The sequence below is a fragment of the Bythopirellula superficialaquae genome (assembly GCF_059632245.1).
The window spans coordinates 5,072,739-5,094,468 of record NZ_CP197426.1 but is presented as its reverse complement, the minus strand read 5'-3'; the positions used below and the strand labels follow the sequence as shown (position 1 = coordinate 5,094,468).

Sequence of the window (21,730 nt, the reverse complement as noted above, 5' to 3'; positions counted from 1 at the left end):
GAAAGAAGCGTCACTTAGTGGCGACTTCGGTTTCGGGATCTTCCACCGCAGCAACAGGGTGTTTTGTCAGCCGGTCAATCATGCGGTTGAAGTCATCGGCCAGCCCGTGCCAGAAATCGAAATCGCGGAATTTGAGCGGTGTCGTTTTCTCGCCGTCGGCGATAGCTCGAATCGTGCGACGCAGGCGGTAAATCGGTCCGGCGAAGCGGTGGCTCAATTTGATCGTGTCGAGCACAAACACCGGCAAGAGAAAAATCATCACCAACAGGAACGGACCTTGTGTCCACCATAATTCTTGGAAATGAGTTTTGATCGGCACAAATGGGTTACTCATCGCCTGCAAGACGAACGTCACGATCGAGGCCGTGAGGAAGAATCCCAGCCAGTGCAGGATCACGCGCTTGACTAAGGCGCCTTGAACCTGGCTATCGACAAAAGTTTTTTTGCGTTTGGGGACTGACGACATACCTCACCTCGCAGAAATAGGAACGGCGCAAAAATGCCTACCGAAACCTAGGTTACGGTGGTGAGCATTCTGCCCGACGGCTGCGAGTTCAAGATTCGGGTGAACGCTCCCGCGACTCGCGTGCGGCACAATCGATACGACTGGTATAACGAGCTACTGAGAATTGCCCGCCAAGTAGCTGCCTACCGCTGTGTGGAACGCGAGGATTTCGCGCTTTACGTCGGCAAAGGGGGCGCGCTGGTCAAGCATCGAGACGAGATTGGCCCAGAGTTCCGAGGGCAAGCCAGAATTTTCGGCCGCTTGTTTGATCTCGGCGATCAGAGGATCGAGTTGCTGGCTTTTGGGCGTGTAAACCAACAACAATGCATTCGACTTGGTAGCCAGGGTGGCGAGTGCCGCATACTGCGGTGAATATTTTTCAGTAAGCTGTGCCGTGAGGTTTGCCGTTCCCGTCGTCAAAAGAAAATCGATCAAGACTTTTTCGTGATTGTTATCAGCGCTAACCGGAAACTCGGGCAACGTGGCGCCGACGGTTTCCGCGGCTCGCTGGGCTTCCTCCAACAGTTCGCCATGCTGATCTGTGGCTTGGCTCTTGGCGTAAACAGCTGCCGCGAGACTCCAGCGACTCGCCATCCGCCAGACGTCCAGCGCCTCAGGTGACGGTTCGAGTGTCGTCTTCTCGGTAGCAGACTCAGGGGCGGGTTCATCTTCGGCAAACAATTCATCAGCTTCGACGGCTTCCGTAGGTTCTGGCACGCTCGGCAAAGCAGGCTCGGGAGTCAGCGATTCCGTTGCGCCGACTTCCGTTTCCACGGGCTCCTCGGTCGAAGGTTCTGTATCTGTGACGACCTCGGTGGGTTGCTCAGCTGCATCAGACGTGTCGGTAGCCGTATCAAACAATTCTTCGGTGGTGACTTCCACCGGTTGTGGCGGAAGGAAAGATTCGGCAGCCTCATTGCTGGCCGTTGTTTCTTCAGGTTTTTCGGTCGTCTCCGCTATGGCCGGTACTTCAGCGCTGGGGGCCTTGGGGACGTAATGCACCTCTTGCCAGCAGCCGACAGAAACCAGCAGGCAGGCAGAAAACAATAAGGGGCACAGCGGAGTCGAGAAGTGTTTCATAGCAGCAATTTGTCCCGCCGAAGGTGTTAGCCTATTAATCATAAAGGACATATCGCTCGGCTTGCAGGTCACCTTGTTCGCAGCTGGAAGATTGGCGGCGATCTGACCTGTTCAAGTTCGCCCAATCGCCGTAGTTTGTGCCAATGCAGACGCCTTCTCATCAACCAACACCACTGCTGGAAAAGCTCACTAGTCCGCGTTCGACTTTGCGCACCGCGCTCCTGGGCAGCATACTTTGCTTTCTTGCTTTCCCGCCGGTGGCTTGGCCTTGGCTCGTGTGGATTGCCCCCATACCGTGGCTGGTGCTCGTGCGTACGGAATTTTTACCCGGCAAGCGCCCCTACCGTTCGCTGTGGTTCGCTGGAATGGTGTTTTGGACGCTTGCGGTGCACTGGATCCGCCTGCCGCACCCGCTCAATTATCTTGCGTTGGTGGCTTTGGCGACTTATCTGGGGATTTATCTGCCAGCCTTTGTGTGGCTGTCGCGCACGGGAGTCCATCGTTGGCGATTGCCACTGTGGATTGTCGCGCCCATTGTGTGGACGGGGCTCGATTGGCTCCGCGGTCACGTGATGACCGGTTTTCTGATGGCGTCCCTCGCACATACTCAATACCGCTTGCCGATGATGATTCAATTGGCCGAGTACGTGGGCGAATATGGCGTGACTTTTCTAATTATGTTTGTGGCTGCGAATCTTTTGGAAGCCACGCTCGCGATCGGCCGTTGTGCAACGTTTCGCGCATTGGTGTTTAAAGCGCCATGGCAGTTTATTCGCGTGGCGTGGCCGATTGTCGCTGTGATTGTGTTGTCGGTTTTTGTTGAAGCCAAGCACGCCAGCATGCGGAGCGAAGCATCCCAGCAAGTTGTCCCTCGGATCGCACTGATTCAAGGCAACACACCCGCCGACTGGAAAATGGATGCCGAGCGTCAGCAGGAAATCATGCAGGAGTACATGCAGCTTTCCCGCGACGCGGTGCAGGAATCGTTGGCCCGCGACAACAAGCCGGTGGATTTAGTCGTGTGGCCCGAGACGGCGTTCCGCCAGAACTTGATCACGGTTCAGAAAGGTTTTACTGCTCCGCCGGAACGGGTTCACGCTTCCGTGCTGACCGCCGCAAAAAATGATCTCGCGGCACTGGTGAGCCAACTCGGCTGCGCGGTTCTTGTCGGCCTCGACCGCATCGAGATCGTTCCTGACGAGCAAGAAGGGATGTCCTATCAGGCGTTTAACTCGGCTGTGTTTGTCGACAAGTCGGGCAAGATCACCGCCGTCTACGACAAGATGCATCGTGTGCCGTTCGGCGAGTTCATTCCGCTGGCTGAATGGTTTCCGTTTCTTTATCGTTTGACACCGCTTACCGGGGGCATAGTCGCCGGCAAAGGGCCTGCCGAGGTATGGCTCACGGACACGGTCTTGTTCTCACCCAATATTTGTTACGAAACGGTCGTGCCTCACCTGATTCGCCGCCAGTGGGACGAACAGTTTGCCCGCAGGAGTACGCCCCCCGCTGCGCTTGTGAATCTCACCAACGACGCATGGTTCTGGGGCTCGAGCGAGCTCGACATGCACTTGGCCTGCGGCGTGTTCCGCGCGGTGGAAACACGAACGCCCCTGTTGATTGCCGCCAACGGTGGGTTGTCGGCGTACATCGATAGCATGGGACAGATTCGCCAAGTCACTCCTCGCCGCAAACCGACGTTTTTGCTGGTCGATCTTGAGCCCACTGGCTGGGGCCCGGGCACGGTTTACACCAAATTCGGCGATTGGTTTGCGGGCCTTTGCGTGGTATGCTGTGCGATTCTCACCCTGGCTGCGATGCAACGTGTCGCACGGCCCGGCGGCGATACATCCCATCGCGGCTAATTCCCACCTCGATATAGATCATGGCAATCGTTCTCCAGTTACAAAACGCCCACAAGCGCTACGGCCATCAAGAATTGCTCGATGGGACGAACTGCGCGCTTCCTGACGATCAAAAAGTTGGCCTCATTGGCCGCAACGGTGCGGGCAAAAGTACGCTCTGCCGGATTCTGCTGGGCGAAGAGGAACTCGAAGCCGGCGAAGTTGTTCGTAGCCGCAAGCTGCGGTTAGGTTACTTGCGGCAGCACGATCCGTTTCAGGATGGGGAAACCGTCATCGGATTCTTAATGCGCGACAGCGAGCAACCGGAATGGCGTTGCGGCGAGGTTGCCTGGCAGTTTCAAATTCCCGATGCAATGCTCGATCAACCCGTGCGGCAACTCTCGGGAGGCTGGCAAACGCGCGTGAAGCTGGCGGCTTTGTTGCTGCATGATCCCAACTTATTGATTCTCGACGAACCGACGAACTTTCTCGACCTGCGCACCCAGTTGTTGCTCGAAGAATTCTTGCGCAGCTTTCCCGCGGGTTGTTTGGTCGTGTCGCACGACCGTGCGTTTTTGAAGCGGACTTGCAATCAGACGTTGGAGCTCTCGCGGGGGCAGCTCACGATGTTCCCCGGCGACGTCGATTCGTACCTCGAAAATATTGCCGAACGCCGTGAGCATGATTTGCGCGTGAATGCTGCGACGCTTTCCAAACGCAAGCAACTGGAAACTTTCATCAACAAGAACCGCGCGAATGCCAACACGGCAAGCCAAGCTCGCAGCAAGGCCAAGCAGCTCGAGCGGCTTGAGTTGATTCAAGTGCAAGGCCAAGAAGCGACCGTTCGCTTTAGTTTTCCGGAGTCGGATGTTCGGCAAGGGACGGCTCTGCGGACTGAGCAGATGTCGATTGGCTATGGCAACAACAAAGTTGCGACCGATGTGCAAATCGAAATCGAGCATGGCACGCGGGTGGGCATCGTGGGTGACAACGGCCAAGGCAAGACGACTTTCCTGCGCACGGTCTGCGGTTCGATTGAACCCTTAAGCGGCACGCTCAAATGGGGCTACGGCTGTCAGGTCGGCGTTTATGCCCAGCATGTGTACACAACACTCCCCGTCGAGCAAACCGTGGAAGATTATCTGTATCGCGCAGCTGTTCCCGGCACGGTGATGCAGCAGATCAAAGACGTCGCGGGTAGTTTTCTGTTTAGCGGTGAGATGATTGAAAAGAAAATCAAGGTGCTTAGCGGTGGTGAACGTGCCCGATTGGTGCTCGCTGGCCTGCTGTTGCAGCAGCACAATGTGTTGGTGCTCGACGAACCGGGAAACCACCTCGACGTGGAAACGGTCGAAGCGCTGGCCGATGCATTGTGCCGTTATCGAGGTACGGTGATTTTCACGAGCCACGACCGCTATTTCATGCAGCGGGTGGCTACGGCTGTGATTGAAGTGCGTGATCGCCGCGTGGCTAGCTACCCATCTAGCTTTGAAGATTACGTGTACCGCGTTCAGAAGGAACTTGAAGCTGGCTTGCGGTCCGAGCACCATGTGCGTGGCACTCCCGTTGGAACGGCAGCACCCGCGACACGCAAACTGGGTGGCAAGGAAGAGCGCGAGTTGCAGAAAAAGCTGCGTACGGTCGAGCGTAAAATCGCCAAGCTCGACGACGAAAAGAAGGAGCTACAAAATAAGCTCGTGACGATCACTGCCGCCGCCGATGCCCAAGCCGCCCACGCTCAGTTGGCGACCATCACTAGCGAGTTGCAGCAATTGGAAGAGGAATGGCTCGCCATCACGAGCGAGTTGGAAGGGAATTAGCACTTTTCAATGCTGGCGATGTTTGCTACTACGGCCTAGAATGTAGGTAGGAGTGCTTAACCATGCTTGATGCTTATCCCCCCGACCTGCGAGATTTCGTCATCCAGAAGATTGCCGATGGCACTTTTCACACAGCGGATGAATTTGCCGTTGAGGCGGCATCCCTCTATCGTGAGTTAGAACAGCGCCATCGTGATTTGAAAGTTCGAGTGCAAGCCGGCCTGCACGAACTTGAGAGTGGTGCTTACACCGAGCTTATCGATGCCGAGTCGGTGGATAGCTTTTTCGACCGCATCAAGCAGCGAGACCGAGCTGCTCACGGTGGTTCACTTTGAGCCAGATGAAGAAGCTTCGTGTCTCGCATCTAGCCGAAGCTGACTTGGACGAAATTTGGTTGTTTGCTGCCACGGACCGCCCTGGTGCCGCGGACAAACTGCTAGATCGTTTTCGACAACAATTCTTACTGCTTATGCAAAATCCTGAGCTGGGAGAGCAGCGGGAAGATTTGGCGACGGATCTACGGCAAATGACGGTTGGCAACTATATTGTGCTTTATATGATCCAAAACGAATGGATTGAGGTTGCTCGAGTCATCCACGGTGCTCGCGACATACCTGTGGAGTACCGTCGGCGCTTATTCGGTAAATAGCCGAGAACTATTTTTAAATAACCATGATGCCCACGATCCAAATCCGCCCCGCCACGATTGATGACGCCGAGCTCGTGTTCGCCCTGATCAACGAGTTGGCCGTCTATGAAAAACTGGAACACGAAGTCGTGGCGACGCTCGAAATGTCGCGGGAATCGATCTTCGGATCGAATTCCTGCACCGACGTTCTCATTGCGGAACTCGATGGCGAGCCCGCGGGATTTGCGATCTTCTTCGTGACGTATTCTACGTTTCTGGGACGACAAGGAATTTATCTTGAAGATATCTACGTGCGCGAGGCTCTGCGCGGCCAAGGGATTGGCAAGCGGCTGCTGGCGGGTGTGGCCCGCGTGGCGGTTGAGCGTCAGTGCGGTCGGCTAGAATGGTCGGTCCTCGATTGGAACAAGCCGTCCATCGATTTCTACGACAGCTTAGGCGCGGTCCCGCACAAAGAGTGGATCCGTTATCGCATGACGGGCGAGGCTCTTGATGCACTCGCGAATCAAGCAATTTCATAACCCAATGCGGGCATTCGGCCGATCTTCAGGCTATCATGAATGTTATGTCGCTGCGTGTTATAGCTTTGCTCGTGATCGCCTATTTCGCGATCGCATTTCCCGCCGCGGCGGCTGAGTCGGAACTCGATCCGACAGAACTTGCCAAGCAGGTGACGATTCACCGCGACAAATACGGTACGCCCCATATCGTCGGCAAGAGTGATGAAAGCGTGATCTTTGGCTACGGCTATGCCCAGGCCGAGGATTTTTTTTGGCAGGTCGAAGATTCCTACATACTCGCGCTCGGCCGTTACAGCGAAGTCGTGGGACCCAAAGGGCTCAACTCCGACTTGTTGAATCGTGCGTTTGAGATCACTAGAACGAGCGAGCGTGATTTCGCGGCGCTTGATGCTCTCTCGCAACGACTGTACACGGCATTTGTCGAAGGGATCAATTATTACCTCGCCACTCACCCTGAAGTGCGGCCCAGGTTGATCAAACATTTTGAACCTTGGCATGTGCTGGCCCACTATCGCCAGATCGCGTTGGAATTGACTTATCGCTTTACGGGGCAGAGCAGCGATTTTCTCCCCCGCCGCAATCCCCACATCTATGCTGCCACAGGATCGAACGGATGGGTGCTGAGTGGTCAGCGAACTCAATCGGGCAGCCCACTCATGCTCGCCAATCCACACATGCCGTGGTTTGGCTTTGCTCAGATGCTCGAAGCCCATTTGATTTGCGATGCGGGGCCTGCGGGCGAGAGTTGGAATTTCACCGGCGCGGGTTTTTATGGTAGTCCTGTGCTCGCGATGGGTCACAACGACCGTTTGGGTTGGACGCTCGTCACCAATCAGCCCGACATCGCCGACACGTGGCGAGTTCGATTTTCCAATCCCAAGGAGCCGCTGGCCTACGAATACGATGGCGATTGGAAGCAAGCCGAGGAATGGCACGATACGATTCGCATCCGTAAATCGCGCGGGATCGAAACACGGCCTTACACGTTTCGCAAAACGCATCATGGGCCTATCGTTGCGCTCGAAGAAGAATTGCCCACCGGCGAGAAAACGATGCTCGCCGCAAAGATTTCGGGTTTGTTTGAAGTTGTACCGCTGCGGCAGTCGTTGCAAATGATCAAGTCGCGCAACCTGGCTGACTTCCGCAGCGCTGTGGCCAACATGCAGATTCTCTACATGAACGTGTTGTACGCCGACTGCGACGGCAACAGTTGGTTCGTCTATACGGGGCATGTCCCGCGGCGGAACCCCAAGTTCGATTGGACCAAGCCCGTTGAGGGGAGTGACCCTGCCACCGAATGGTTAGGGTTTCATGGTTTGGATGAACTGCCACAGGTGCTTAATCCCGCGGCGGGTTTTTTGCAAAATTGCAACTCGACGCCATTCGCCGTCACTGATGGCGAGAATCCGCTGAGCGAAAAGTTCCCACCTTACATGGTAGGAGTAAATGAGCGACAAACGCGCCGGGCGCTGCGTTCCCTGGAAATCTTGCGTGGCATGTCAGCCGTGTCGTTTGAAGATTGGCAGCAAGCCGCGTTCGATACCGAAGTTTATTGGGCTCGGCACGAGCTTCCCAAGTATGCGAAAGAACTTGAGGTGCTGGCGAACACCGATCCCGAACTCGCCGCGAAGGTGCGACCCTATTTGGATCATCTGTTGGCTTGGGATGCACGGATCACGCCCGATTCCACCGCAGCGGCATTATGCCATGAATGGTACGAACAACTGTACGGCACGAAATATCCCGGCGAGCAAATGCGCGAACGCTACCGCGATAAACCGGCCGAACAACTGGCGACCTTGGTTCGCGCCGCCGGCCGTTTGCAAAACCTGCACGGTACGTGGCAAGTCCCTTATGCCGACTTGTATCGCAGCCAGCGCTTGCCGAACATCGCAGACCTCACTGACACGCGATTTCAAGACGACTCACCGAGTTTAATGTCGCTCGGTGGTCACGGCCCGATGGGGGTGATCTTCACGCAGTATTACACGCCGAGTCTGCAGATCCCGTTCGTGATTTCGCAACACAAACGCTATGGCATTATCGGCACGTCATATTTAGCTGCGTGGGAATTCAAACCTGAAGGCGTGCGCGGAGCGACTCTCATCCCCTTTGGCGCGAGTGGCGATCCCGCTTCGCCGCACTATTTCGATCAAGCGGAATTGGTCTCCAACCGTCGATTGAAACCGGAACTGTTCACCAAGCAAGAAGTTCTCGCCGGCGCAGAGCGGAGTTACCACCCGGGCGAAGAATGATTGCGAGACGAGTTGTTAACAGCAGCGAGCCTAACGCAATGAGTGAAACGCTGTTCGGTTCAGGCACCGCTTGAATTGCTGCAAGTGACCCTGCCCCCGTAAATTGTTGCTGCCACAAAAGAAAATCGCGACCATCGCTGTCGCCATCTCCATCGGCATCGCCCAGTGAAGCCGTGTTATAAGCATTCTGCCAGGTTGCTAGGTCTACACCATCGACGTCGCTATCAGCATCAAAGTCCGCACCTGCGAGCGAAGTCGCATCGAGCCGCACGTTATCGAAATCCACTTCCAGATCGATAATCGGGTCGTCGATGTCCTCTTGATTGAGATTGATCAAGCGAATCGTCAGTGGCTGATTTTCGTCGTCATGCAAGTTGCCAATCACGACGTCGAACGAGCTCGTAAGAAACTCTCCTTCCTCGGGGTTGAGTGTATCATCGTCTGAAGCGAGCAATGTTGTGCCCGCCAAAAGTTCGATCCGATAGCCAGGAAAACCACGTAGATCAAAATTGCCAAAGCTCGCATAGGGCTGAACCACGCTGATCCCCGTTGCGATGTTGCCCACTTCTACGGTGAGCGTATAGCGCGTGCGCAGTTCCAACGTCGTCGTAAGCGTTTGCTGGATGCCAAACTCCGCGCCTCCTTGGTGCCCATCAAAGAAGGTAAGCGCAACGTTGTCCCCTTCCGGCGCGCCGTTGGGGAAATAAGTCGCGAGCGGCTCATCGGCCATTACGCCCGGATTGAGCACACCGATGAACGCGTTGCCTCCCACGCTTCCATAGGGTGACCAACCATTGGGCGCCGCGCCGACGGGAAACGCCGTGGGCGGAACATCGCCCGCATATTGCGGTGGCAAGTTGCCACCCAGATAGGGATCTTCGAAACCGTGGTTGACGACTGCCACCGGAGCAGCCAAAGCCCACTCAAGAGATCCGAGCACGAGCAGAGTGACAAATGCATAGCGAATGATCATTTGATTAAATCGGCAATGCGGAAGGGATATATTCGACGGACAAACTCCTAGCATAATCGATGATCGCCACCTTGTCCTCGCGGACGAAAGGTGATTCAGACAAAAAGTAGATCAGTAATGAGGTGGCTTTTCGTGGGGCAAATCCTCTCCACTTCGCTCGACGACTCTTTGCAATAGTCCATGGAGTTGTGATAACTCACGCTGCATACGATCAAGCGATGTTTGCTGTTCTCGCACGACGTCGTTCAATTGATCGAGGTGACGTTGTTGAAAAGCGAGCTGTTCTTCGAGTGCAATCAAGGAAAGTGGATTAGCTTGCCGATCAGGCTCGTTATTGGGAGTTGTCATCATAAATAGCCTAGTTTTTTAGATCAATTTTAGCAACCGACTAGGTTCTGTCGGCGGAATAATTGACGATCCCTATCACCAGGGTTGATAATAGTTCTCACGAGATAGAGTACATTTGCTCTTGGAGAAACAATATGCAGGCGCAATCAGTCGACGAACTCGTACAGAAAAAATGCTTACCTTGCGAAGGTGGTGTTGAGCCTTATCCGCTTGATCTCGCCGAGCGACAACTCGCTAATTTGCCGGGATGGTATCTCACTCATGACGGCCAGCGAATTCGCAAGGATTGGAAAGTTAAAAACTTTATGGCGGGTATGGAATTTTTCAACCGCTGCGCTGTGGTTGCGGAAGAAGATGGGCATCATCCCGATCTGCATATCGAAGGATATCGCAATGTTTCCGTGGAATTGTGGACGCATGCCATAGGTGGGCTTTCAGAAAACGATTTCATTCTCGCAGCAAAAATTGATCAGTTACCCATTCAACTCGCGAGCAAGTAACGCGTTGCGGGTTTGTCTCTGGTCGTAAGAAACTTGCATGAGCGCCATGGCTATAGAATTTTTTTCATTGGTGGTTCGACGTAACGATGATGGTCACGTCGCGGCTAATGTTGAACAGATGTCCTTGGCCGATCTACCGCCTGGCGAGGTAGTGATCGATGTCGAATATTCTTCGCTCAATTACAAAGACGCCCTAGCTTGCCAAGCTCATCCAGGCGTGGTGCGTAAACTACCACATGTTCCAGGCATCGATTGCGCCGGCGTTGTGAGCGAATCGTCTGACGCACGTTATGCAGTTGGCGACTCGGTTTTAGTCACCGGCTATGAACTCGGCGCGACGGCTTGGGGGGGATACTCTCAGCGAGTGCGCGTTCCCGCTGATTGGCTTGTTCCTTTACCAGCATCCCTTTCGACGAAGCAGGCCATGACCTATGGAACAGCTGGCTTCACCGCGGCGCAGTGCGTGTTGGCGCTTGAACATCACGGTATTCAGCCCGAGCGCGGTGAGATCGTCGTTACGGGTGCCAGCGGAGGTGTAGGGAGCATCGCCATCGCGATCCTTGCGAAGTTGGGTTACAGGGTCGTTGCGGTAAGCGGCAAGCCCGAGCAGGCAGGGCTTCTGCAAGAACTTGGCGCCGTGCGGGTTATCTCCCGTTCGGAAGTCGATGACAGAACCGAGAATCCCTTGCTCGCGGCACGTTGGGCTGGGGCGGTCGATACCGTGGGCGGCAACACGTTGGCCACGATTCTGCGTTCCACCGATTACCGCGGCTGTGTGACGGCTTGTGGACTCGTGGCCGGCACCGATCTGCCACTCACGGTGTACCCGTTTATCTTACGCGGCATCACCCTAGCAGGGATCGACTCCGCCAAGTGCCCGCGCGAGCCGCGCCTCGAAGTATGGAAAAAACTTTCTGGCGAATGGAACGTGTCTGACAAGTTGTCAGCGCTGGCTCGTGAAGTCACGCTTTCCGATGTTCCACGCGAAGTGGCTGCAATGCTCAAGGGCGAAAATCATGGCCGCGTGCTGGTACGGCCAATTGAGTAAGTGCTACAAACTCCACTTGCTGAACACTTCGTTCATCCCGCCGTTCATGCTCCCCATCTCTTTCCACGTTTGCAGTTCAATATTATCGTCGATGAAATGAATCGAACCGTCACACATCGCAGTGTTTACTCCGCCGGGATGGCGGCTCCGCGCGGCGTTCTTTTCGGGGTTCAAACCGCTGGCCGCCGTGACCGGCATCATGGGATCGTCTGTTTGCCGATACCACGGAGTCTTGATGGCATCCGGTTCGGTGGAATTGGGTAGCATTCGTGTATGAAACCGAAACACCCCCTGGCTGTTTTGAATATCCCCCCGCCAATCGTTGTCTTCATTGCTCCAGGCCTTGATGACTTCCGACATCATCAGTGTGTTCGACGAGCCGTCGGTCATGTCGCCAAATGTTGTTTTGCGCGGATCGTGTGAATTGCCGTTGATGTAGGAGAACGGCGCGTTGCCTTCAATCTCCAGCGGAAACAGATGAGACACGTTTCCCCAGTTCACCACGTAATTCCCGCGTCGGCGTTGGAACTCGCCGATAGTTTGGTCAGCGCCCATGTCGTCGCTGGGGCAGTAGTACAGCGGCACAGACTGACCCGTGAGTCCATTGAGTGTGTACGGAATCGTGGCGGGAGGAACGAGAAAGTCGAGCGAAAAATTGTTCCGCATCGCGAGCGTGCTTTCTTCGATATAGCTCCACAGATGCATGACCCAAGTCTGCCGGGGGCTGCTGCGGGCGCCCAGGGGAAGCTGCCGCTGGGCATCGTGATAGAGATGCATCGCCAACGACCATTGCCGCATGTTGTTCGCACATTGCGCACGGCGAGCCGCTTCTCGCGCACTTTGCACAGCGGGGAGCAGTAGCCCGATCAACACCCCAATGATGGCGATGACCACGAGCAATTCGACGAGCGTAAAAGCCTTGCGAGTATTCATGGCACGGAAGAGATAAGGAAGAGAGGTCGCTGCTATCAATCATAAGTCCGCGGGAAACTCCGCCAAACCACTGTGTTTGCAGACTTCGTTTGCTTTCCCGCAAAAGTCGCCTGTGTCGTAATGGCCTCACCTGTTCGCTAGCAAGGGGATTCTCGTCTTTACTCATTTCCCCGAATCGCACTAAACTCGCGGCCACAATCACGTTCGACTTTGATCTTCGAGGAGGCAGTTCATGCGCATTTCCGCGATCTCACTGATGTTTTCTTTGCTGATGGCCTGGTGCGGCACCACATCCGCCGCCACAACCACCGAAGTGCCGCTGCTGGATCCCAACCTCCCCTTCTATCGTCCAGTCGAAAAGCTCTCCGGGGAATTAAAACTGGGGGGATCGAACACGATGTCGCACGTGGCATCGGTCTGGATCAACGGCTTCACGTCGTTCTATCCCGACGTAAAGATCACAGTCGACGTCAACGGCTCGCGCGACGCAGTTGATGCCGTGCAGGCTGGCGAAACAAACATTGGCCTGTTAAGCCGCACGATTTCAGAAGCGGAAGTCAAAGCCTTTCAAGACAAACTCGGCTATCCTCCAACCGTGTTGACTCCCTGCCTTGAGCGCACAGCCATTTATGTCAATAAAAACAACCCCATCGCAGGCCTGACCATCACACAACTCGATGCGATGTTCGGCACGGAATGCAAGCGTGGCGCAACGGAACCTTGCCGTACTTGGGGTCAGTTGGGCCTCAAGGATAAATGGGCCAAGCTGCCGGTGAAAGTTCACGGCCGCACCTTCGACACGGGTTCGCAAGTCTTTTTGCAAGAAGCCGTGATGCTCGACGGCAAGATGCGCGAGGACATCGTGCCTCACAAATCGAATATCGAAATTGTCGAAGCCGTGGCCAAGGACGAAGGGGCTATTGGCTTTGGCGGACTGTCGTATGCCACCCCCGATGTGAAAGCCGTGCCGCTGGCGTTGTTTGAAGGCCAACCGTTTGTCGCGATCGATTCGCCCGAAGCCGATCAAGGCCTTTATCCGCTCGTGCGGCGTTTGCAGTTGGTCGTGAAGCACGATCCCAAGCAAGAACTCAGTCCCGTAGAGCGCGAGTTTATCAAATACGTGTTCAGCCAAATGGGCCAAGAGGACGTAATCAAAGCCGGATATCAAGCGATCCCTGCCCGCCCAGCCCGCGTGGCCCTCGACGCCATCGGTCTCGGTCTCTCACGCTAAACAAATTGTCCTAGCCGCAGGCGGCAGCCAGCGGTCCAACAGTACATACATATCAAATTCAAAAACTCATTCGAGAAACCTTCCATGAAGCTTCCACAACTCGTCGGTTTGGCAAGTTGCTTCGCTTTGTTTTCCTGGACCGCCGATTTCGCCCTCGCTGTTGATTCCAGCCGCGCATCGAGCCAAACGAGCAGCGCGCCCAATTGGGCCAACTCGACGTTCAACGACCCAGCCTATGGCTACGGCACATCATTGCCCGATCCGAGCACCGACCGCAATCGCACTTCGACACAACCGACGTGGAGCGATCCCACGCGGCAGTCGTTCGATCCCCGTTTGTCGACGCAGCTCGATCCAAACTTCTCGCCGACCCCATACAATCAGACCGCTCAGCAGTGGCGGCTCGGTATTTTCCCCGAAGACACCGACACCGGCGTCGTGGTGAAAGAAGTCGTGCGTGGCTCTGCCGCCGAACGCGCGGGCCTTGAGGTCAACGACCGCATCCTTGCCGTTCATGGCTATCAGGTGGGCTACGTCAACGGCGTGGTCTTCGACATCGGTCAGGAAATCGAACGCCATGCCGACACCAAGGGCTGGGTTCGTGTTCTCGTGCAAGACAATCGCAACGGCCGGTTGATGAACTTGCCGATTCAACTCGATGGTCGCAACGAAGCGATCACTGGCACGATCACTTACCGCGACCGTTCGGCTTTGCCGCGTGATGCCGTGGCGACGGTCGAACTACGTGAGATCGTGCGTAGCGACATTCGCCCCGTCACGATTGCCCGCCAAACCGTGACCGGCATTCGCTCGGTGCCGGTTCAATTTTCGCTCGATTACGACCCCACGCAAATCGACAATCGCCGCAGCTACGTCTTGCACGCGAGCATCACGTCCCAGGGTCGGGAGATTTACAGCATGCGGACCGACGTGCCCGTACTTGGCAATCGCCCGACCTCCAATGTCCAACTCGTGGTGGAATCGACCAGCAGCATGCCGGCGGGCACAGTCAGCAACCGCCAAGAGCAACTCGCACAGATTTCGCAGTGGTTCCGCCAGTACTTAGGCCGCGAACCACGGGCCCAGGAGTTGTACGTGTGGGAAGCCCATCTCGACCGCGGCGGCACCTTGGCCGATGCTCAGTTGCAAATCTTGAGCACGCCGGAGTTCTATTATCAATCGAACGCCGACGACGCGGAGTACATCCGCCGGATGTTCCAACTGGTCACCAACCGCCAGCCGTCGCAGCAGGAAGTCACGCAGTGGATGAACCGGCTCACGTATTACAACCGCATGCGTCCTGAAGTCGCCAAGGAATTCTTGGCCACCGCCGCCACAGCCCAAGCCCGCCAACCGGGACGGCTGTAAAACTGATTTCTATTTAGCCGGAGAGCCACGCTCTTCGGGAATAGGGATCGCCTAGTAGTACGGCTATAGTCGGCTTACCGGTCAAACCACCGTTTGAACATATACCACGTAAGTTGCCGACCCGCGCGGGCGATTTCTCGCGTGAGCGGAATGTTCTTCGGGCAAACGGCCACGCAGTTTTGGGCGTTGCCGCAAACTTGCAAACCGCCGGGGGCCTTGAGTGCATCAAGTCGTTCGTTGGCGCTCATTTCGCCCGTGGGGTGGGCATTGAACAGCATCGCCTGCGCAACCGCGTTAGCGCCAACAAAGCCTTCGTCGTAAGCGGCGTTCTTGCGAGCTTCGAACTCGGCATCGGTCTCGTCAAAATGCTTCGTGACTTCGATTTTGCCGTACTGCGGGCACGCATCCAAACAGCAGCCGCAGGTCATGCATTCCGAAATGGGATAGCGCATTTCCTGGCTGGCTTGCGATTCCTTCGGACCGGCGCCGCGGTCGCCGTAGCCATCGACCGGAATCCAACCCTTGATCCGTTCGAGCGTGCGGAACATGCGGCTCCGATCCACGACCAGATCGCGCATCACGGGGAACTTGGCCATCGGCCGCAATTCAAATCCCGTGGGATTCTCTTCTAGCAAACGGTCGACCAGCGCCGAGCACGACTGCCGTGCCTTGCCGTTGATGACCATCGTGCAGGCTCCACAAACTTCTTCGAGGCAATTGCAATCCCACGCCACGGGGGTCGTGTTTTTGCCTTCGGAAGTCGTGGCCAACGCGGCGATCTTTTGCAGCACGCTGATGACGTTGAGATTCGGTTCGTAGGTTACGCGATGGCGTTCCCAATAGCTGGGTTCGCCAGGGCCGTCCTGGCGCATCACGCGGACTTCGAAGGAGGAAGGTTTGCTGCCGTTATGAGCACTCATTGCAGTGTTTCCGATGATTCACATGTACTTATTCTAATTTAGCCGCGGTGTTTGCACCGCGCCTATTAAACCCCTGCGCCGACCTTAACGGGTGTGGCGCTAGTCTTGGCGGCTTCTCCCGCGGCGTCCTTTTTCACTTGGCGTTCCTTCCACACTTCTTCAATCATTTCCGCGCCCACCAAGCCGTAAAGTCTGGGCCGCGGCGGAATCAGCGATGTATCCACGTCCTCGAAGCTGAGTGTCGGTTCACCCTTGGTGTCGAACGTCGCCACGGTCGTCTTGAGCCATTTGCGATTCTTTTCTTCAAATTTGTCGCACCACTCTTCCGCTTGCCGGCGTTTCTCGCCTGGATCGGTCGCGTCGATGCCACCCAATTCAAACGCGGGCTTATAGTGAGCTCCGCGGCATTCGTCGCGAGCCAATGCCCCCTTGAGGATCGCCTTGGCGATGGGGAACATATCTCGCACCGACTTGGTGAACAGGACATTTTGGTTTGTCCAATTGCCCGTGTCCGACAGCGAGCAATTCTCGATTCGCTCGGTGAGTTCGTTGACCTTATCAATCGCGGCCGTGAGCTGCTCATTGCGACGCACCACTGTGGCCGCCTTGGTCATTACGTCGCCTAACTCTTGGTGAATCACGTAAGGATTTTCGCGACCGCCGGTGCGTTTGAGCAGATTGTCGTGCTCGACTTGCTTGAGTGCGCGAGCGCCTCGCAGCAAGCTCGAAAACTTCTCATCGCTCGCCGAACTCTTGAGCGACTTGAACATGTTTTCAATGCCGGGAGCGAGGAACAAGCCTGTGAAGATGCAAGAAAGCAGCGAGTTGGCCCCCAAGCGGTTGCCGCCGTGATATTGGTAATCGCATTCGCCGATCGCATACATCCCGGGAACGTGAGTCTGATGATTCCGTGGCGAGCCGGGCTTCAGGCCGCCGTCTTCGGCGCGCTCGTAGTCGGCCCACAAGCCCCCCATCGAATAGTGAACCGCCGGGAAAATTTTCATCGGCACTTCACGCGGATCGACACCCTGGAACTTTTCGTAGATGTGCAGAATACCGCCCAGCTTGCGATCGAGTTCCGCCCGTGGAATATGCGTCAGATCCAAATACACGCATTGCTGATCTTTATCGACGCTCAGGCCGTCGTTCACGCAAACGTCGAATATCTCTCGCGTGGCGATATCGCGAGGGACGAGATTGCCGTACTTCGGATAACGCTCTTCGAGGAAGTAATAACGCTCGGATTCGGGAATCGATTTCGGATCACGCTGGTCATGCGGCTTGCGCGGCACCCACACGCGGCCACCTTCGCCGCGCGCCGATTCGCTCATCAATCGCAATTTGTCGGCACCAGGAATCGCCGTGGGGTGCACTTGAATGAACTCGCCGTTGGCATATTTGGCACCCGCTTGCACGGCGCGGCTCACCGCACTTCCCGTGCAGGCCATCGACATCGTGCTGCGCCCGTAAATCAAGCCGCAACCACCCGTCGCAATCACGACCGCATCCGCCGGGAACGCGCGAATCTCCATCGATACCACGTTCTGTGCGATAGCCCCGCGGCAACGGCCATCGTCGTCAATCACGGGGCCGAGGAAATCCCAGCCTTCGTACATTTCAACGGCACCGGCCGCATGCCAACGCCGTACTTGTTCGTCGAGGGCGTAGAGCAACTGTTGGCCCGTTGTGGCACCTGCGAACGAGGTGCGCTTGAACAACGTACCGCCAAAGCGACGTTGATCGCGGAAGCCTTCCGGTGTGCGATTGAACGGCACGCCTAGTCGATCCATCAGGTCGATGATTTTGGGGGCCCAGTAAGCCATTTCCTTCACGGGCGGCTGGTGCTGCAGAAAATCTCCACCGTAAACGGTGTCGTCCAAGTGCAGCCATTCGTTATCACCTTGTTGCCGGGTGAGTTCGTTGACGCTGTTGATGCCACCCTGCGCGCAAACGCTGTGTGAGCGCTTCACCGGGGTGAGGCTCATGCAATCGACGGCGATCCCCAATTCGGCCAATTTCATCGTGGCCGCCAGACCAGCCAGCCCACCACCGACGACGACAACACGTTGTTTTCCCATCCGAATACTTTCGTTAAAACTTTTTCACGCTGAGAATATTGTCATTCCGAAGGAGCCTTAGCGACTGAGGAATCTGGCTTCAACTCTAATGCGTTGTCTGTACGAGTGAGTGTTGAAACCAGATCCCTCGGGTCGTGGAACTCCCCTCGGGATAACAATGTTGCCTCTGCGTGAAAATTCTTATTCTTTACCCGCCGCTGCGGCGACTTCTTCACTTGGTTTTTCTTCTTCTTGAGCCCGTTTGTGTTCGTTGGGCTCGAGTTCGCCAGCCTTGACCTTGGCCTCGTACATTTGATCTTCAACTTGTTCAGCTTCGATCAACTTCTCGCCCGTGCCGTATTGCCGCATACCGAATAAGGCGCCCACGCCGACAATCGCCAGCAGCACGCCAAACACGGTGCAAATCCTGAGAGCGCGGCGTTGGGCTGCTTCGCTGACCCACACGCCCCACGTGATGCCCATCGTCCAAATACCGTTGGCCAAGTGGTAGACGCACGCGAGGATGCCGATCAAATACACCGTCACCCATACGCCGTTTTGCAGTGCTTCCCCGGCCGACGAAACGGCGTTGTAAGCGCGAAATTGTGCGCCCCCCAAGGGATGCACAATGCGGTCGACCCAAAAGCTGTTATGGAACCAGCCGTGCATGTGAAACACATGGACGCCAATAAACACAAACGCAATCATGCCGGTGATGCGCTGGAGCGTGTACCGCCGATTCGCGGCGTAAGGATAATTCCCCGTGTTGGGCATCCCCCCCGCAACGATTGCCACGCCGACAATTGCGTGGAAGAGGATCGGAATGAAAATAAATGTCCACTCCACGACCGGCAAAAGTGCCCCCAAACTGTGAATTTGGTAGACGTTCTTTTGAAACGTATTGGGGCTCTCCAACACGCTGGCATTCACCAGCAAGTGTACGATCATGTAGCCACCCACCGGTATCAAACCCGAGAGCGAGTGCAATCGGCGGATGAGAAAATCGTGGCGGGCCAAAAACGATGCTGGCGGACTTTCCACGCGGCATTCCTTTACAAACGCAGTCTTTGCGCGAACAGGCTGGTTTCAGAACGGACAAGTCACCGCAACCCGCCCGAAAATCCCAGTATAAAGTTCACCTCGGGACTCACAAGCCCGCCCCCTGCATTGAATGACAAAGCTCAACAGCATCACATGCCTGCATTCACCAAACAGCACGTTCCTGCCATGAGAATTTGTCCTCACTTTGATCCCGCAATTTGCGATACTCATAAACAGCCGCTAGAGATTTCTCAAAACCTACGACCGGAACCAAGCCGCCGGGTTCCAGCAAAATGCTCCTATTTCGCGGTTTCGGGCCCGTTCTGTTCTGCGGGAAATTGTGTAGAATAGGGGTCTCGCCTCGACCCTCCACGCCGGTCAGGTCCGCGATTTGCACGAACGAATATGCGCAAGACGAACTGCTTGTCTTGCCCACACATCCACTAGCACTTGTGATTTCCATCACAACACTGGCCGGCTTCCAGTTCCCATACTGATTCCGCTCGTTGATAAAGAGAATATGCACCAAGAACTTCACAGCTCGCGCAGAAAACTGGCCTTCGAAACTCCGGCGGGGACCCACCCGAGTTTGATCCACAGTCTCGAAGAACTGTCGGCCACCATTCCCACCGACGTTGCCTATACGTTCCTTCCCGAAGGTGAAGACGAAGAAATCAACATCACCTTTCGCGAGTTGGAAATGCGAGCCAAAGCGGTCGCTGCCCGGCTGCAGCAACTGGCTCACCAAGGGGATCGTGCCGCCTTGGTGTACGAATCGAGCTTGGAATACATCGTCGCGCTCGTGGGCTGCTTCTACGCGGGAATCGTGGCCGTGCCGGTTTATCCTCCCGATCCAATGCGAATTCGCCGCACCGGCGCGCGGTTGCGGGCGATCTTGCAAGACTCGCAAGCCGACATCGTGCTCACGAGCAGCAACGAAGCGAACCGTTTTGGTTCTTACTTAGAACAAGCTGGGCATGTTGTCGTCACCGACGAAATTGCCGCTGAAGACAGCGAAGATTACCGCCGTCCCGAAATCGGTCCTGAAACGCTGGCACTCTTGCAGTACACGTCCGGCTCGACCGGTCGTCCCCGCGGCGTGATGCTGACCCACTCCAACTTGATGTTCAACTTCGAGCACATCAAGAAATTCGACGAACCCAATGCCGTGGCCGTGTCCTGGCTTCCCATGTACCACGACATGGGATTGATTGGCTTGGTCTTGCAAGTGCTCCAAAGTGGTCGCCGCACCGTGCTGATGTCGCCCCTGTCGTTCGTGAAACGCCCCGTGCGTTGGCTCAAGGCGATTACCAAGTACAAAGCCTACGCCACAAGCGGTCCCAGCTTCGCCTACGATCTCTGCGTGCAGAAGATCTCTGACGAAGAAATGGCCGAACTCGATCTCAGCTCGTGGACGCTGGCTTGCAATGGTGCTGAGCCCGTTCGCCCCGACACGATGCGACGGTTTGCCGAGCGATTTGCCTCTGTCGGCTTTCGTTACGAAACGTTTTATCCCTGCTACGGCTTGGCCGAAGCTACGCTCATCGTCAGCGGTGGCGACAAAGCCGCCGAGCCGATTATCCGCTCGTTTGATTCGCACGAACTTGCCGACAATCACGTCGTGCCTGTTGCCGATGGCCAAGGCCGCGCGATCGTGGGTTGCGGAATCAGCGTCGACCGTCAAGAAATTGCGATTGTCGATCCCGCGACGCTCACCCGCAGTGCCCCCGATCAGATTGGCGAGATTTGGGTCCGCGGCCCCGGCATTGCCCAAGGATATTGGAATAGTCCGTCGGCCACCGCCGAAACATTCCAAGCGGCCCTCCCCGGCGAGAAAGGCACTTTCCTCCGCACGGGCGACATGGGCTTTCTTGATAACGGCGAGCTGTTTATCACTGGCCGTATCAAGGATTTGATTATCGTCCGCGGCCGTAATCACTATCCCCAAGACATCGAGCGCACCGTCGAAGGGGCCCACCCTGCGCTGCGTCGCGATCACGTCGTTTCGTTCGGCGTCGATGTCGCCGGCGAAGAGCGTGTGGTTGTCGTGTGCGGCGTGATGCGTGCCCAAAAGCTCAATCAGCAAGAATTGTTCTCCGCCGTGCGAGCTGTGTTGGCTCAAGAGCACGAACTTGGCCCGCACGCGATTGTGCTCGTCAAAGGAAGTGAAATCCCCCGCACGAGTAGCGGCAAACTCCAACGCCGAGGCTGCAAAGATTTGTACCTTCGCGGCGAACTCGAAATCGTCGGCCAATGGACCGAAGATTCCATTACTGAACCCGCGGTTCAAGTCACGCCGCTTGCGAAGAGCCCGCTTGTGATCGAGCCGCTGCTCAACGGCCATGCGGCCATGCAGCGGAGTATCGTCGACGTGGTCGTCGGCATCATTCGCGAATTGAAAGAGTACTCCGCTTCCGTAGCCGTGACCGAGAATTCACAGCTCTTCGCCGATCTCGCCATCGAATCGATCGATTTGGTGATGCTCAACGAGCTTGTCGAACGGCATTATCAACGCCAGTTTCCGTTTGCAGATTTCATGGCCGAGTTGGGCCGTCTCGATCAACGCGACGTCTCCATCAGCCAGTTTGCCAATTTCATCCGTCTGCAACTCGAAACCGACCACGCTCCTCACGCTTAGAA

General features: G+C 56.0%; 19 protein-coding genes. 11 read left to right on the top strand and 8 right to left on the bottom strand.

Annotation, left to right across the window (positions count from 1 at the left end; all coding sequences use genetic code 11):
- Window positions 1-10: 10 nt before the first annotated feature.
- Window positions 11-466, bottom strand: coding sequence for a hypothetical protein (locus SH678x_RS21005; protein WP_496920421.1), 456 nt, complete (start codon window positions 464-466; stop codon window positions 11-13).
- Window positions 467-619: 153 nt separating this feature from the next.
- Window positions 620-1,585, bottom strand: coding sequence for a hypothetical protein (locus SH678x_RS21000; protein WP_496920420.1), 966 nt, complete (start codon window positions 1,583-1,585; stop codon window positions 620-622).
- A 143-nt stretch (window positions 1,586-1,728) separates the two neighbouring features.
- Between SH678x_RS21000 and lnt the strand changes: the two genes are divergently transcribed.
- From lnt to SH678x_RS20970, 6 genes are all read left to right on the top strand, one after another.
- Complete coding sequence (gene lnt, locus SH678x_RS20995; RefSeq protein WP_496920419.1) at window positions 1,729-3,450, top strand: apolipoprotein N-acyltransferase; 1,722 nt, start codon at window positions 1,729-1,731, stop codon at window positions 3,448-3,450.
- A 20-nt stretch (window positions 3,451-3,470) separates the two neighbouring features.
- A complete protein-coding gene (locus tag SH678x_RS20990) occupies window positions 3,471-5,249 on the top strand; it encodes an ABC-F family ATP-binding cassette domain-containing protein (RefSeq protein ID WP_496920418.1) in 1,779 nt (592 codons plus the stop codon).
- Window positions 5,250-5,311: 62 nt separating this feature from the next.
- Window positions 5,312-5,584, top strand: a complete 273-nt coding sequence (locus SH678x_RS20985; protein WP_496920417.1) for a hypothetical protein — start codon at window positions 5,312-5,314, stop codon at window positions 5,582-5,584.
- A gap of 5 nt (window positions 5,585-5,589) precedes the next feature.
- Window positions 5,590-5,898 carry a type II toxin-antitoxin system RelE/ParE family toxin gene (locus SH678x_RS20980; protein WP_496920416.1) on the top strand — a complete coding sequence of 103 codons (309 nt, stop codon included), beginning with the start codon at window positions 5,590-5,592 and terminating at the stop codon, window positions 5,896-5,898.
- 23 nt (window positions 5,899-5,921) lie between these two features.
- Window positions 5,922-6,416, top strand: coding sequence for a GNAT family N-acetyltransferase (locus tag SH678x_RS20975; RefSeq protein WP_496920415.1), 495 nt, complete (start codon window positions 5,922-5,924; stop codon window positions 6,414-6,416).
- A 44-nt stretch (window positions 6,417-6,460) separates the two neighbouring features.
- The gene (locus tag SH678x_RS20970; protein WP_496920414.1) at window positions 6,461-8,671 is read left to right on the top strand and encodes a penicillin acylase family protein; all 2,211 of its coding nucleotides are present in this window, start codon (window positions 6,461-6,463) and stop codon (window positions 8,669-8,671) included.
- Here SH678x_RS20970 and SH678x_RS20965 read toward each other — a convergent pair.
- Both SH678x_RS20965 and SH678x_RS20960 read right to left on the bottom strand, forming a co-directional pair.
- Window positions 8,613-9,644 carry a hypothetical protein gene (locus SH678x_RS20965; protein ID WP_496920413.1) on the bottom strand — a complete coding sequence of 344 codons (1,032 nt, stop codon included), beginning with the start codon at window positions 9,642-9,644 and terminating at the stop codon, window positions 8,613-8,615. The two genes, SH678x_RS20970 and SH678x_RS20965, sit on opposite strands and share 59 nt — an antisense overlap.
- Before the next feature lie 111 nt (window positions 9,645-9,755).
- On the bottom strand, window positions 9,756-9,995 hold the full coding sequence (locus SH678x_RS20960; RefSeq protein WP_496920412.1) for a SlyX family protein: 240 nt from the start codon (window positions 9,993-9,995) through the stop codon (window positions 9,756-9,758).
- Window positions 9,996-10,126: 131 nt separating this feature from the next.
- On the opposite strand from SH678x_RS20960, the gene SH678x_RS20955 reads away from it, so the two are divergent.
- On the top strand, window positions 10,127-10,492 hold the full coding sequence (locus SH678x_RS20955) for a 4a-hydroxytetrahydrobiopterin dehydratase (protein ID WP_496920411.1): 366 nt from the start codon (window positions 10,127-10,129) through the stop codon (window positions 10,490-10,492).
- 37 nt (window positions 10,493-10,529) lie between these two features.
- Window positions 10,530-11,540, top strand: a complete 1,011-nt coding sequence (locus SH678x_RS20950; protein WP_496920410.1) for an oxidoreductase — start codon at window positions 10,530-10,532, stop codon at window positions 11,538-11,540.
- A 3-nt stretch (window positions 11,541-11,543) separates the two neighbouring features.
- On the opposite strand, the gene SH678x_RS20945 is transcribed toward SH678x_RS20950, so the two are convergent.
- Window positions 11,544-12,473, bottom strand: a complete 930-nt coding sequence (locus tag SH678x_RS20945; RefSeq protein ID WP_496920409.1) for a DUF1559 family PulG-like putative transporter — start codon at window positions 12,471-12,473, stop codon at window positions 11,544-11,546.
- Between the two features lie 232 nt (window positions 12,474-12,705).
- On the opposite strand from SH678x_RS20945, the gene SH678x_RS20940 reads away from it, so the two are divergent.
- Both SH678x_RS20940 and SH678x_RS20935 read left to right on the top strand, forming a co-directional pair.
- On the top strand, window positions 12,706-13,704 hold the full coding sequence (locus SH678x_RS20940; protein WP_496920408.1) for a PstS family phosphate ABC transporter substrate-binding protein: 999 nt from the start codon (window positions 12,706-12,708) through the stop codon (window positions 13,702-13,704).
- An 84-nt stretch (window positions 13,705-13,788) separates the two neighbouring features.
- Complete coding sequence (locus tag SH678x_RS20935; protein WP_496920407.1) at window positions 13,789-15,072, top strand: YbaY family lipoprotein; 1,284 nt, start codon at window positions 13,789-13,791, stop codon at window positions 15,070-15,072.
- Window positions 15,073-15,146: 74 nt separating this feature from the next.
- Here the strand turns inward: SH678x_RS20935 and sdhB are convergent, their stop codons facing one another.
- From sdhB to SH678x_RS20920, 3 genes are all read right to left on the bottom strand, one after another.
- A complete protein-coding gene (gene sdhB, locus SH678x_RS20930) occupies window positions 15,147-15,992 on the bottom strand; it encodes a succinate dehydrogenase iron-sulfur subunit (protein WP_496920406.1) in 846 nt (281 codons plus the stop codon).
- 65 nt (window positions 15,993-16,057) lie between these two features.
- Window positions 16,058-18,070 carry a succinate dehydrogenase flavoprotein subunit gene (gene sdhA / locus SH678x_RS20925; protein WP_496920405.1) on the bottom strand — a complete coding sequence of 671 codons (2,013 nt, stop codon included), beginning with the start codon at window positions 18,068-18,070 and terminating at the stop codon, window positions 16,058-16,060.
- Window positions 18,071-18,250: 180 nt separating this feature from the next.
- Window positions 18,251-19,090: a succinate dehydrogenase cytochrome b558 subunit gene (locus tag SH678x_RS20920; RefSeq protein WP_496920404.1), complete on the bottom strand. Its 840-nt coding sequence runs from the start codon at window positions 19,088-19,090 to the stop codon at window positions 18,251-18,253.
- A 520-nt stretch (window positions 19,091-19,610) separates the two neighbouring features.
- Here SH678x_RS20920 and SH678x_RS20915 point away from each other — a divergent pair.
- A complete protein-coding gene (locus SH678x_RS20915) occupies window positions 19,611-21,728 on the top strand; it encodes an AMP-binding protein (RefSeq protein WP_496920403.1) in 2,118 nt (705 codons plus the stop codon).
- Window positions 21,729-21,730 lie beyond the last annotated feature (2 nt).